General features: G+C 35.8%; 12 protein-coding genes. 5 read left to right on the plus strand and 7 right to left on the minus strand.

Going from position 1 to position 13,996, the window contains the following annotated elements; all coding sequences use genetic code 11:
* The first annotated feature begins 3 nt into the window (after positions 1 to 3).
* Positions 4 to 1,761 carry a T9SS type A sorting domain-containing protein gene (locus tag VHP32_05820; protein HEX2787405.1) on the plus strand — a complete coding sequence of 586 codons (1,758 nt, stop codon included), beginning with the start codon at positions 4 to 6 and terminating at the stop codon, positions 1,759 to 1,761.
* A 2-nt stretch (positions 1,762 to 1,763) separates the two neighbouring features.
* On the opposite strand, the gene VHP32_05825 is transcribed toward VHP32_05820, so the two are convergent.
* Complete coding sequence (locus VHP32_05825) at positions 1,764 to 3,476, minus strand: hypothetical protein (GenBank protein ID HEX2787406.1); 1,713 nt, start codon at positions 3,474 to 3,476, stop codon at positions 1,764 to 1,766.
* A 215-nt stretch (positions 3,477 to 3,691) separates the two neighbouring features.
* On the opposite strand from VHP32_05825, the gene nrfH reads away from it, so the two are divergent.
* The 3 genes from nrfH to VHP32_05840 all read left to right on the plus strand — a co-directional run bounded on the left by nrfH (position 3,692) and on the right by VHP32_05840 (position 7,715).
* Positions 3,692 to 4,255 carry a cytochrome c nitrite reductase small subunit gene (gene nrfH, locus VHP32_05830; GenBank protein ID HEX2787407.1) on the plus strand — a complete coding sequence of 188 codons (564 nt, stop codon included), beginning with the start codon at positions 3,692 to 3,694 and terminating at the stop codon, positions 4,253 to 4,255.
* 24 nt (positions 4,256 to 4,279) lie between these two features.
* A complete protein-coding gene (gene nrfA, locus VHP32_05835) occupies positions 4,280 to 5,785 on the plus strand; it encodes an ammonia-forming cytochrome c nitrite reductase (GenBank protein ID HEX2787408.1) in 1,506 nt (501 codons plus the stop codon).
* Positions 5,786 to 6,110: 325 nt separating this feature from the next.
* Entirely contained in the window at positions 6,111 to 7,715 is a 1,605-nt protein-coding gene (locus VHP32_05840) for a DUF262 domain-containing protein (protein ID HEX2787409.1), read from the plus strand.
* A 146-nt stretch (positions 7,716 to 7,861) separates the two neighbouring features.
* Here VHP32_05840 and VHP32_05845 read toward each other — a convergent pair whose 3' ends face one another.
* The 3 genes from VHP32_05845 to VHP32_05855 are packed head-to-tail and all read right to left on the minus strand — an operon-like array spanning position 7,862 to position 10,548.
* Entirely contained in the window at positions 7,862 to 8,875 is a 1,014-nt protein-coding gene (locus VHP32_05845; GenBank protein ID HEX2787410.1) for a metallophosphoesterase, read from the minus strand.
* A gap of 48 nt (positions 8,876 to 8,923) precedes the next feature.
* On the minus strand, positions 8,924 to 10,045 hold the full coding sequence (locus VHP32_05850; protein ID HEX2787411.1) for a serine hydrolase: 1,122 nt from the start codon (positions 10,043 to 10,045) through the stop codon (positions 8,924 to 8,926).
* Positions 10,042 to 10,548 (minus strand): hypothetical protein, encoded by a 507-nt coding sequence (locus VHP32_05855; GenBank protein ID HEX2787412.1) that lies wholly within the window; start codon positions 10,546 to 10,548, stop codon positions 10,042 to 10,044. Before VHP32_05855 ends, VHP32_05850 begins: the two co-directional genes overlap by 4 nt.
* A gap of 169 nt (positions 10,549 to 10,717) precedes the next feature.
* Here VHP32_05855 and VHP32_05860 point away from each other — a divergent pair, with 169 nt between their 5' ends.
* Positions 10,718 to 11,623, plus strand: coding sequence for a T9SS type A sorting domain-containing protein (locus tag VHP32_05860; GenBank protein HEX2787413.1), 906 nt, complete (start codon positions 10,718 to 10,720; stop codon positions 11,621 to 11,623).
* A gap of 79 nt (positions 11,624 to 11,702) precedes the next feature.
* On the opposite strand, the gene VHP32_05865 is transcribed toward VHP32_05860, so the two are convergent.
* Genes VHP32_05865 through VHP32_05875 form a run of 3 tightly spaced genes read right to left on the minus strand, consistent with a single transcriptional unit; the run spans position 11,703 to position 13,994 of the window.
* Positions 11,703 to 13,250, minus strand: coding sequence for a plastocyanin/azurin family copper-binding protein (locus VHP32_05865; protein ID HEX2787414.1), 1,548 nt, complete (start codon positions 13,248 to 13,250; stop codon positions 11,703 to 11,705).
* Between the two features lie 33 nt (positions 13,251 to 13,283).
* Positions 13,284 to 13,628: a hypothetical protein gene (locus VHP32_05870; GenBank protein ID HEX2787415.1), complete on the minus strand. Its 345-nt coding sequence runs from the start codon at positions 13,626 to 13,628 to the stop codon at positions 13,284 to 13,286.
* Between the two features lie 12 nt (positions 13,629 to 13,640).
* Entirely contained in the window at positions 13,641 to 13,994 is a 354-nt protein-coding gene (locus tag VHP32_05875; GenBank protein ID HEX2787416.1) for a hypothetical protein, read from the minus strand.
* Positions 13,995 to 13,996 lie beyond the last annotated feature (2 nt).

Genomic DNA, 13,996 nt, shown 5'->3' on the forward strand with positions numbered 1-13,996 from the left:
AGAATGAATCCTAAGAATGGATTTATTTTAATTTTGAACAAAATTACAAATAAAGTAATTTATTCAGACCCTTTGAATCCAAAGAGTTCGGAAATAGTTTTTTATAAATGGTGGATATTTATAAAAAAACAACTTGTCAGGTTAGGCAAAAACGTGGTTTTTCGATTCTTTTCAAAGGGTTATTTTAATTTTAAATATACCCGCTTTTTAAAGATGCAAAAAAATTTGAATAACAAAAAGATATTTTCTCCGCTTATAATATTTCTATTATTAATATGTTTTTACAGTTTTGCAAAGATTGAGTTTAAAGGAAATTCTTTAGCTCAGGACTCAAGTGTGTATCGTGATGTCAGCTTAACCAATCTTCCTCTTGCCGCAGTAACCGGCGCGGGAATGGATGTTGAATGCGCCGACATCGATAACGACGGCGACCTTGATGTGTTTCTTGCAATTGAATATTTTCCGAACAAACTTTTATTAAATAACGGTTCGGGTGTTTTTACCGATGTTTCTGCTGCCCGGCTTCCGCAAAAAAATCTTGACAGTGAGGATATTGCAATTGCAGATTTTGACAACGACGGTGATTTGGATGTGGTATTTGCTACTGAAGACCACCGCATTCATGAATATTATCTAAACAATGGTCAGGGATTTTTTAATAACGATGTAAGCGCGCGCCTTCCGAACAGCACAGCAAACTCAGTCCTTGCTCATGATGTGAACAATGACAGTATTCCCGATTTGATTTTTGGAAATGCAAATCCGGGAGATACACCGGGTCAGAATTTTGTTTTAATAAATAACGGAGATGGAACCTTCAGAGATGAATCGGTTGCACGTCTTGGAGCAGTTCTTGATGTAACGCAGGATATAAAAATGGGTGACCTTGATGATGACGGAGATAAAGACATGGTTGTCGGCAATGAAGATGGAAATAAACTTTACATAAATAACGGCAGCGGATTTTTCATGGACGAAACTGCATCACGGCTTCCGCTTCCTGTCCCGCAGGAAACAAGAAAAGTAACTTTAGATGATATTGATTTCGACGGCGACCTTGACATTTATTTTGCGAATGTAAATTTTCTCGGCAATGTTTCTGCTCAAGACCGTCTGCTGATGAATGACAGCACGGGGAGATTCACTGATGAAACTTCAACACGTTTATTCAGCGAAAACCTTCACACGCTTGAGGGAATTTTCCTTGATTATGATTTTGACGGTGATAAAGACTTAATAACTGCCTTGGGATTTACATCTCAGCCGGTTCTGGTATATGAAAATACAGGAGGAGAAATTTTTAACATTACAGTTCCTCCCAAAGTTATTCCTGCAGGAATGACGGGCAACTGTCTTGGTTTCAAAACTGCTGATTATAACAGAGATGGGTTTCCGGATATATATGTTGTCAACCGAGGTCAGAGGGACATTCTGCTTTTCAGAAATGATACTGCAACAGTCGGGATTGGCAGTCAGTTCAATGAAATTCCGGAAGAGTTCAAACTATTCCAGAACTATCCGAATCCTTTCAATCCTGAAACTGTGATCAGTTTTGAAATTTCAAAAACAGCAAACATCTCACTTGATGTTTATGATATTTCCGGAAAGAAATTATTTAATCTTTTAAATGATGTTAAGAACGAGGGAAGTTACAGCATAACGGTAGATGTCTCAAAATATAATTTATCCAGTGGAATTTATTTTTACAGTTTGAAATCGAACGCAGGGGTTTTAACAAAAACTATGATGGTGGTTAAATAAGTTTATTGCTCGCCTGATGGTTTTGGCGGCTCGATTGTTATAGAGCGAACGACAGCATCAATTATATCTTTATATCCCTCAAAAAGCTCGTTGTTCACTTCGGCATTGATGTAAAGATTCCCCACTTTTGTATAAAGATAATAATAAACATTTGTTCTGCCGATTCTTGATCGCGGCTTGCTGCTTTTAAAGGCATTTATTGTTGAATCTGTCATTACAAAGGGCACATCATGAAACTCGGATTTGAATAAGTTATTTTGTTCATCAACCTGAATAAACATATTCATTGCACCGCTTGGTTTTGTTGTATCGGCTAATATTAATCCATTAAACTTTTGTATAGTAGTATTCATCTCTCGTGAATCTATAACTTTCCACGATATTGGTCTTGCGTTTATTCTGAGCCCAATCTCGTTACCTGAATATTCAGTTCTCAATGAATCAGGTATCTGATAAGCAGTTTTTGTCGTATCATTTCCTTTCAAGCTATCTGCAAGCTGGTTTGCTTTTCTGATTGAGTCAAGTTCTCCGGTTGAATCGGACGTATCGCGCGCCGTTGTCGTGTCTGTCGGAGTATTTCTTACAATCGGAGGACGGTTTATTCTTCTGGGAGTAACTTTTCTGATTGTTACTGATGCATCCTGTGTTTCCTTTTCTTCAGGCTCTTCTTCGGGTTTATTCGGGTCGGCAACGTTTTCAAGATTGATTTTCGGGTCAGGTAAATCCTGGAGAACAACAATACGCGGTGGATTTGGATTTGTCATCGGAGTTTCTTCCTGCGAACCCCATGCATAAAAAGCAAATATCGCAATAATAAATATTATGTTAGCAGTAACTGCCGCGCGTGTCAGGTTTCTTCTGTATATTTCACGCTGTCTTACAAAAGGATTTTTTTTGGTAATCGCCTCTTCAACTTTTTCTTCTTCTGTAAGAGGTATTCTTTGTTCAAGTTCAGTTTCACCGTTTATTAAATCGGCAACTTCAGGATTCGGAACTAAAATTCCTTTCTCAAAAGCTTCTTCCTGTGTAATTCCTTCGGGTAAAATAACTTTTTCGGTTTTGGACTCCTGCGAAGAAATAAAAATTTCAATATCCTGTTTTGATAAATCCTGCTTTGGGTTAACAATTATCTTATTGAACTGTGAATCCTGCTCCTCTCCTGATTTATAATAACAGTCAATCGATAAAAGTTTATTAGTTGTAACCTTTATCTTCAGAGTATCATCATTAACAAGATTGATTTTATAGTTGCTGTCTTTTGAAGCAGATGGAACATCTTGCAAAGCGTCCAAAGAAATTATTACCTCAATTTCTCTGTCGGTATTTTTATTGTCGGGATTGAGAGTGATTTTATTTGTCTGAAAGTCCTGAGTTCTTTCTCCCCGGACATAACAATCTATGTTGATTGTTCTTTCAAGTAATACTTTTACCTTAAGATTATTTTCATCGGCAAGACTAATCTGATAAATACTTTCTTTCAGTTCCTGTTCGGTAGGGTCAGTATTTTCAACCTCTTCAGATTTAACTTCTTCAGATTTTATTTCTTCAGTTCCAGACTCTTCAGACTCTTGAGATTTTTCAGAATCTTCAGTCGAATCCTTTTTTAAATCTTTAGATTCATCCGATTGATTCTTTAAATCGTCCTGATTTTCGTTTTCAGAGCTATTTTCTTCGTTGTTTTCTATGTTATTTTCGTTATCCTTAATATCCGCCATTTATGTGAAGTATATTCCGCTTTATTATTAAATAATTATACGACGCTATAAGTTCCTGTTTCTATTAAAAATATATATTTGTTAAAACAATAGATAAGATGCAAATTATCAAATTTAAATTAAATGACAAAAGGAAATGAGATTTCTTTTAAAAAGTTACAAAAGTCATTCAATATTTTCATAAAAAACTTTAAATTACAAAGAATATATAGTAAATGATTAAAAAACTGATAAGCTATATAATTCCTCCCGATAACTGGAAAGTTCCGGTCATCATAGTTTGCGGCGTGCTGATAGGAACAATCCTGTTAGTTCTTCATGTCGGAAATGCCACTTCATATCTTTCCGATAATCCCGAGACCTGCATCAATTGTCATGTTATGTACCCTCAGTATTCATCGTGGCGCGTGAGCTCTCATGCGCGTTATGCTACCTGCAATGACTGCCACGTTCCACAGGATAATTTTGTAAGCAAATATATGTTTAAGGCATCTGACGGTATGCGTCATTCTTTCATGTTCACGTTCCGCCTTGAACCGCAGGTTATGAAAATAAAAGAAGCGGGCATCGAAGCTGTTCAGGCAAACTGCAAACGATGCCATGAAAAATTAATTAACCATACTAACTTAATTTATTCAGGCAACGAAGAAAGAAAATGCTGGAGCTGTCATGAAGAAACTCCTCACGGCTCGGTGAGCAGTTTGTCCACGTTTCCTGCATCGAACATTCCCGGACATTCTCCCATTGTTCCCGAATGGATAAGAAAACAAAAAAAATAATTTTATAAATATCACATATAAAAAATGAAAAGCATAAAAGAAGTCGTCAAGAAAAAACCCTGGCTTGGATGGGTAATCTTTTTTGCAACCATAGTTGTTGTTTTTCTCGCAGGACTGCTCGGCAGTTCGATTATCGAGCGTCGCACGGAAGCAAATCTGATTCTGCAGAACGTAAAGCCGCTTTCGGAATGGGAACCTCGCAATGAAGTCTGGGGTGAAAACTATCCGCGTGAATATGAAACGTATATTAAAACTCTTGATACAAATTTCAGAAGCAAATACGGAGGTTCGGGAAAAATCGACATGCTTGAAAAATATCCCGAGCTTGTTATACTCTGGGCAGGTTATGCTTTCTCAAGAGATTACAATCAGGGGCGCGGTCATTATTATGCCGTGAAAGACCTGCGGCAGACTTTAAGAACTGACGTTCCTCAACCGAGCACCTGCTACACCTGCAAAAGCACTGACGTTCCGCGCGTGATGAACAAGTTCGGCATTCCCGAATTTTATAAATATCAGTTTAAGGAAATGGGGCACGAAATTGCAAACCCAATCGGATGTCAGGATTGCCACGACCCTAAGACAATGAATCTTCGCATTACTCGTCCTGCTTTAATCGAGGCATTGGAACGTCAAGGAAAAGACATCAATAAATCAACGTTGCAGGAAATGCGCTCGCTCGTTTGCGCACAGTGCCATGTCGAATATTATTTCAAGGGAAAGGAAGATAAATATTTAACATTCCCTTGGGATAATGGGATGACTGTTGAAGCAATGGAAACATATTATGACAGTGTGGGTCATGTAGATTTTGTTCATCAATTGAGCAAGACTCCGGTTTTAAAAGCACAGCATCCTGATTTTGAAGTTTTTAAATTGGGTGTTCACAGCGACAGAGGAATTTCCTGCGCCGACTGCCACATGCCTTATAAATCCGAAGGCGGCGTCAAGTTCACCGACCATCACATACAAAGTCCGCTTAATAACATTTCAAATTCATGCCAGGTTTGCCACCGTGAGTCCGAAGCAAAGCTTCTGCAGAACGTAACCGAGCGTCAGGATAAAATCGACGAGCTTCTGAAAATGGCAATGGCATCGCTTGTCAAAGCGCATTTTGAAGCAATGACAGCGTGGGAAAAAGGCGCAAGCGAAGAACAGATGAAACCGGTTCTGAATTTAATCCGTCAGGCGCAATGGAGATGGGATTTTGTTGCCGCAAGCCACGGAGCAGGTTTCCACGCCCCGCTTGAAGCCGCAAGGATTCTCGGAAACTCGATTCAGAAAAGCGAAGAAGCAAGAATTTCACTTTCAGCATTGCTCACAAAGCTAGGAGTAACCGTTCCGATTCAGTATCCTGACGTTTCCACAAAGGAAAAAGCTCAGGCATATATCGGACTTGAAATGGAAAAATTAAGAGAGAATAAAAAAGTATTTCTTGAAACGGTTGTTCCTCAGTGGGAAAAATCCGCCGAAGAACGCCACGACAAAATGAAACAGGACTACAACCAGGGGTCAGGGTATAAGAAGTGAAAAGATAATTAAATAAATTCCCCTCTACGAGAGGGGTTCCACGAAGTGGCGCGGTATATAGCTTCTTTATGAATTTATAATTTTTAACAACTTGTCTTTCCTGCGAAAGCAGGAATCCATATGCGTTACGTTGACCCTGAAACAAGTTCAGGGTGACAGTTTTTATTGAATTCCATTTTTATTGCATATTCTATAATACTAATTATTTTCTCTCGCAGGATTCTCTTGAAAACATCAACTAATATAATTTTTTCTGTTTTATTTAAAATTAAATTTGTTAAATTAAATTTGTCGAATATTCCAAATTTAAATTTTTATAATTTCTATGAAGTTAAACAGGACTAATAAAACCATTGATGAATTAGTTAGGATGTTTGCTGATAAGGAAATTGCAATTCCTGAAATACAAAGAGATTTTGTATGGAGGAGTGATAAAATAAAAAAATTGTTAGATTCTATTCAGAGAGATTATCCGTCTGGTGCAATAGTCCTTTGGGATACAATTGGGATGAAAAAGAGCATTAGAGAATTATATATTAGACCAGAGAGACTCCATTTATATCAAAAAACACCTCCACGCTATCTATTGATAGATGGTCAGCAAAGACTTACTTCACTACTTTCAGTTATATTGCCAAGTGATGTGGTTAATAATAAGCTAGGTGAAGAAATAAAGTTACCTACTATTATCATTAATAAGAAAACCTTGCTTGTTGAGGCAAGAAAAGATTTAAAAAATTTAAGTCATAATGAAATTCTTATTAATGAAATCCTTAATGATGATACTCAAATCAAAATATCAACACAGCTAAATAAATATAAAAGAAATATACTAAATTATAGTTATCCAGTTCAAATAATAGAAACAGATAATTACACTGATGTAGCAAATGTTTTTAAAAGAATTAACAAGCAAGGGAAAACATTAATTACTGCTGAAATTGAATTAGCAAATATTATACCTTATTGGAATGGTATTTCTGAAGAATTTCGCAATTTTATTAGGCGTATGCGAAAAGAGGGATTTATTATAGATTTACCATTAATTATGCGTTGTTTAGCTTCTGTAGCAAATAATTCGGCTAAAATTGATGATTTTACTAAGCGTGTTATGAATAACGCGTTCTTGAAAAATCAACTTATAACTTTTTGGAAGAAAACTAAAACCTCGTTTATAAGCTTAAATGGAATATTTGAAAAATATTTAATTGATAGAACAGAATTAATCACTACTAGAAATGCATTAGTTCCTATTATATACACATTATCGAAAATTAAAAAAAATCAGTTGGATGAATTTATTTTTGTTAAATATTTATTATTTTCAATGATTAGTGGTCATTATAGTGAACAATCAGAGACAGTATTAAGAAAAGATTTTTATAGCTTAACAAATGAACGTTTAACGATTAACAAAAGATTTATTAAATTATTTAATAATATTAAAAATAATGAATTTAAAAGATCATTTATAACAGAAAAAGATTTAGAAGGGGTTTATTCCAAAAACCCGTATTTATTATTAATGTATTTAGCATTTAGATTAAAAGGAGCTAGTGATTTTGATGTATTTAATACAGAGCTATCTAAGGTAGGAAAAATTCATTTACATCATATTTTTCCATATGATTTTTTAATAAAGGATAAGGAATATCAAAAAAATGCAAAAAAAAGAAGATTAAATGAAAGTGAAATAAGAATGGAAATAAATGATATTGCAAATATTACATTTGTTTCCATAGAGTCAAATGAAAGGATAAAGTCTAATTCCCCTAAAAATTATTTAACTACTGAATCTAAAAATAATTTAATTGCTCATTGTATTCCACAAAATACAAAATTATGGGATAGTGAGAACTATAGAAAATTTTTGAAAGAAAGAAAAAAATTAATTATTAAATCTGTTAATAAATATTTAAATAATTTTTAAATTCTCTTCATCATCTCTATTGTCACAAGGCTATGCCGTTAGTGGTTGAAAAGACAACCACTTCATTTTACCGTATCAACCCAACCGACCTATGTTGTTAAGACTGTTATTCCGTCTTTCAAGATGATGTCATGATTTATTCTTTGTTACTGCTTCGCCAACACAATTGTTCTTACAAGTGTGTTATTAATATCTATCACATCAATAGAAAGCACACCATCGGGAAATTGTGGAATTTTTAATATTATAAAATGATAAAATCCACCGGGCTGTAACGGTGCTCCGGCGCCTCCTGTTATTATCTGCCACAAGCCATTCTGCACTGCTGCATCAAAAGTGTGTTCATGTGCGCAAACATATGCATTCACTCCATTGGATTTTAAAATATCCCAGAAAATATTTCTTTCCTTCGGAAACTTATCCAGACCCTTTGCTTTTCCGCCGCTTAAAGCGCTTAATGAATAAGCGGGTTCATGACCCATCACAAAAAAATAATTATATTTATCTTTTGTTGTCTGCAATTCGTTTTTTAGCCAATCAATTTGCCCGCCGTTAAGATTATGCTCGACAAGAGCTTCAATCTTTCTGTTATAATAATCCGTCGCCATTATAACAAAGTTAGCGTTTTCAATCCCTATGTTGTAAACAAGATGCATTGAATCAACTCCCGGTGCCTGAGGTATGTTAAAATATTCTTTAAACAACGAAACAGATACCGTGCCTATTGCTTCGTGATTGCCAATCATGGGATAAAAAGGTATTTCCGTTCCGAGATGTTCATTTTTAATTTCTATAAAAGTTGTAATCATTTTTCTAAAAGCAGTCTGATCATAAATGAAACCGGCTTTTTCCCAATGGTTTTCAAAAACATCTGAGGTCGGCGCAGGATTAACCGTGTCACCTGGCTTCACGTTTTTTTTCTTTTCCAATCCGAGAGTCAAATCACCGGTGAAAAAAACTGCCGCAGGATTTTGCTGTTTTACAAGACTGAACAGCTTGGAAAGCACTCCTCCGTTTATTCCGTTTGTTCCTTCTTCACCATCGCTTCTGCTGTCTCCAAGTATTGCAATTTTAAGAGTGTCAGTTTGTGAAAATACTTGAGTAGCATTTGTGAACACAAATGACAGAGTAACAAATAAAATGATTTTGGTATAATACATTTATTTGTAATTTATTATTTAAAAATTTTATAACATATATGAAAATAATTATTGCAGTACATTCATAACTTTCATTGCCACACCGCTTGCGCCGTTTGTGTTTGAAAGGATAACAACTCCGGTTTTTGTTGCATCAACCCAGCCGACCCAAGTTGTGAATCCGTCTGTTGAGCCGTCTTTCCAGATAAGTTCGTTATTGTTAAGTGTTCCGATTTGCCATGCAAGCCCCATCCATTTAAGATTTTTCAAGCCCGTTGTCATTCTAACCTTGTGCAAGGTATCAAGATAAGAATTAAGCGGAGTATTCAGGTAGCCCATATTATAAGCGAGATATTTCAGCATATCGGTCATCGTGGAAAAATTTCCACCCGCACCGTAAAACGCAGGCGAAGTAACACCGTAAAATTCCTGTTCTTTTCCTTTTGAATATGAATAGGCAAGACGCGTTAGCTGTTCTTGATTCAAGGAAATTTTTGTATCAACCATTCCGAGAGCATCGGTGAAGATTTGGTTTTCAAGAGTCTGATAATCATTCTTTCCTATTATTGTCATTATATCGCCAAGTATTCCGAACCCGAGATTCGAATATAAGAATTTTGTACCGGGCTGTGATTTCAATTTATATTTCTGCAGATATGCATAAAGCATTTCGACGGTATATCCCGGCGGCTTAACTCTGTTGGAAGGGACACGAGGCAATGAAGAAAAATGCGTTGCAAGGTCAAGCAAAGTTATGTAAGTAATGTTGCCGTTTGCGTCACGCCATTCGGGAAGCGTCATTCCTGCAGGGAGATATTTATTAATAGGGTCGGTTAATAAAACTCCCGACGACGGGTTGCATACATAATGTGCCAACTGCATTGCAGTAAAAGTTTTACCGACAGAGCCCATCTTAAAAATTGTTTTTTCATTGGGGCGGACACCTGTGCCTTTTTGCACCTCGCCGTAAGCAAAAACTTGTGGAGCAGGCGGAGTAGCATTCATTGACCTCGGATCGGGTTTTGGATAAATACCGATAATCAATCCGACATTGTCAGGATTGCTTAAATAATCAGATGCGATTTTGTCAATCTGCGCCTGAATGCTGCTGTCAGTTTGTGAAACCGCCGTTGTGGGTGTTTTCACTAACAACATTATGCCAAATAAAACGATATAAAATTTTATTTTCATTTTTCCATTTTAATAATTGAGTAATTATCGATGGAAGAATTTAAAATTTCAATTCTTAAAGAATTCAAATCATCCATAAATCTAAGTTCTGCGCCTGTGTTTTTAATTTTATTAATTAAATTTTCCATACGTTCGCATTTTAAAGGAATAATTTCGTTATATGATATATAATATCCGGCAATTTTATCCTGAAGCTTAAATCCCGCTTTATCAAAAGTGTATTTGTAAATTACTGCTTCACTTAACCGTTCTTGGTTTTTATTTTCAACCGTGATTATTTTATTAGCATTAGTTCCACCAAAAAACTTTTCCTCATCTTTGGCAGTGATATTTTCTGACTTTGCATAAATAATCCTCGGACAGTCGCGAGGGAAAAAATAATTCACTGAATGCTCTTCATCAATTGCCCAGACGCATGCAGGCAGATTGTTATATGAAATAATTTGTGGAAAAAACTTCTTTATATCAGGTTTTTCACTGAAATGAAACAGCATTTTCCTCATAAATTTATAGTGTGGTATGTATAACTACGACAAATTTTCTTCTTGCTTAATATGTGTTTAAAATATAATTTAGACAACTATAAATGCACTGGAAAGTGATTTTTAAACACAGATAATTTTAGTCCGGGGGATAGGAGTAAAATTTTATTTTTTAAATAAAAATCACTTTATGAAGAAGAAATACATCTTATTTTTCGCAATTTTATTTTTTGGGGTTTCCCCGCTTAAAGCAGAATTGTATAATGTCGGAGTTTTCAGCAATTTTTTTCTTCCCTCAACTTTGTTCAATGTTAATGTGGGCGATACTGTCAGATGGACATTGATGGAAGGATTTCATACCACGACTTCGGTAACTGTTCCATCCGGTGCTGCAACATGGGACCATATGTTTCTGGGGAGCGTGGGTGAAACATTCGATTATATTGTTACAGAGGAGGGTACCTATGACTATACCTGTATTTTTCACGGAGGTATGGATGCTTCATTCGAGGTAATCCTGCCTGTGGAAATTTCAACTTTCAGCGCGTCCGTATTTGAAAATAAAATCAAGCTCTTATGGACAACAGTAATGGAGTTTAATAATCTGGGCTTTGACATCGAAAGAAAAATTGCATCAACAAACCAATGGTTAAAAGTTGGGTTTGTTAAAGGTAACGGCACAAGCAATAAATCATATCAATACAGTTTCATTGATGAGAGTGTTTCTCCCGGAAGGTATAATTACCGGCTGAAGCAGTTAGATTACAACGGCAACTATGAGTATTTTAATTTAACGGGGGAAATTTCAATCGGTGTTCCCGATAAATATTTTTTATCTCAGAACTATCCAAACCCGTTTAATCCCGTAACAAGAATCGATTATCAGCTTCCATATGACGGGTATGTTAGTTTGAAAATATACGACATAGCGGGACGTGAAGCGGCAACCCTCATAAATGGAAATCAGACAGCAGGCATTTATACGCTAACTTTTAATGCTGAAGTAATATCAAGCGGAATTTATTTTTACCGTCTTGTTGCCGAGAATAACGGGGAAAGATTTATCGAAACAAAAAGAATGACAGTCTTAAAATAAAAATTTAATTATTCATAAAAAAAAGGAGCATAAAGTTATATTTATTGCTCCTTTTTTGTTAAGTCTATTATTGATTTAATTATGTTGAGCTTGGCGAAACAACTATATTCTTTTTTATTGAATTTATTTTATAAAGCGCATATATAATTAACAAAATTGTCAGTATAACAAGCACAAAAATCCACATATTTCCCTTTGTTCCTGCCGTTTCATTGCCATTAACAACCGTAACTACACCCTTCATATATGGATGAGGTGCGCATAAATATTTATAGGTACCGGCTTTGTCAAGCTTTACTTTAAAAGTTTCAGCATGTCCGAGCAAAGGAGAGCTGAACGGTTCCGGCGCATCATATGTTGATGCGGTATGAATGCCTGAAAATTCTCCTTCCATATAAGTGAAAACTTCTTCATTCTGCCATGTGACAGTTGTACCCTGATGGACTTTGATTGATTTGGGATAGAAACTGTTTCCTATTATTTTTATCATAACTTCTTTCACTTCCGGTCCGTATTCAACGACGGGGTCAACATCAGGCGTTCCCGGTTCAAACGGCGCAATGGTTCTTATGATTTTTGATTTTATATCTTTTAATTCTTTTTCTTCATATTGCGGTCCGTCTGCAGTTATGGTTACAGGAGTGACCGCGTTTCTGTCGCATATCAATAATCCGATAGCACCTCTGTCTGCAGCGCTCACCGCATGGTCAAGCATTGTATAAGTTCCTTCATCAGGAGGCATTCTGAATTCTATAACCCATGAATCAGATGGTCCTGAAGTTACAGTCTGACCGCCGGGCTGAGGTAGGTCAGGATTTCCCTGCCAATAAACAAAGTCCCACATAATACCGACAATATGAAAAGTAGAAACTTTGTTTGGTCCTACATTCAGATAATTTATTCTTACATAATCTCCGGGTTTTGCTTTTATCGGTTGTTCGATATATTTGAACAGTTTTCCATTCCACATAGTGTATATAGGGTTTCCGTCAATTGCATCTTTACCGCTTGAATACATTTCATGCTGAAGTATGTATAATTCTACATCAGGTTTTTTATTCAGCATTTGCTCAAGCTTATACTGTTTCTTTGGTTTAACCGTCATCATTCCATATTGCCCGAATAATATGTGAAGCGGAATTCCATGTCCTCCGGGAGCGCAGTGATACATATATACACCCGGGCGTGATGCTTTAAACAACATGGATTTTGTTTCACCTGCGTTTATCTTTCCGAGATATTTTGAAGTCTGGGTAGATGCTGAGTGAATCGATGCACCGTGAGGAATTTGTCCTTTATTAACAACCGTGAACTCAACAATATCACCTTCATTTACTATTATGTTTGGTCCGGGAATACTTCCGTTTATTACAAAACCTTTGAAAAGCACTCCTGCGCCTATATAAGTGTCGCCTTCGGATAATTCAATTGTAACCGATGCATCCGGTTTTATACCGGCATTCTGCGGCACATAGCTCGACGGCGGAATGGACAGACTATTATCCCTGTTCATTATTTCTATGAACTGAGTTGTGTCCTTGCTTTCTGCGAATAAAGAAAGATTAACCTGAACCGGTAACAACACCATCGCAATAAATAACATTCGCAACATTTGATAGGATTTCATTTTATTTATATTAAATTCCATTGAAAAATTATTTTAACTTATTAAACTAACTACAAAAAAACCAAGCGGAGAAGAAAATTTTATTATAGTAAATATACTTATTGAGTTATCGTCCGAATCATTTTCAACAATTTCTTCTTTGCTGTTTTCTTTTTCAGGTGTATCAATACTATACTTCACAGGAGATGAAACAAGCTGATTTGAACCGGATTGATTTTCTATGGCTTTCAATAGTTCCTGAGCTCCTAATGTATTAGCTCTTTCTTTAAGCAATTCACTTCTGAAATCTTCATTACACTTAGGGCAGGCAAATATTTCGGTATTTGCTATTGTCAGCAGAGTTATAATCGAAATACAAAATGCAAATATTCTTTTCATGATAATTTTAATTTAAAATATTAATAAAAGTAGTATAACAGAAAATATTATCAGCGCCGATATCAGAATAAATCTGATTCTGAGCAATTCTGTGCTTAATGCAGGCATATAAACTGTGTTACCTGCGAAAATATTGACAGGGCTTATTTCGGCTTGCAATGTTGTTCCTCCCGAAAGAGATGGTTCTTTCGATGAGCCGAATATTAAAACAGCGAATATTATTAAGAACAAAACAAAAACACCTGCCATCATCCACTTAGTATAAACTTTCATATCCATACCTTGGGAAATAGTCTCGGTCTGCGCAGATAAATTCTCTGCTATAAAAATTGAAGCGATTAAAATAAATTTAATAAAAGTTTTCATAA

This window comes from Ignavibacteria bacterium, assembly GCA_036262055.1.
GTDB lineage: Bacteria > Bacteroidota > Ignavibacteria > Tepidaquicellales > Tepidaquicellaceae > DATAJP01.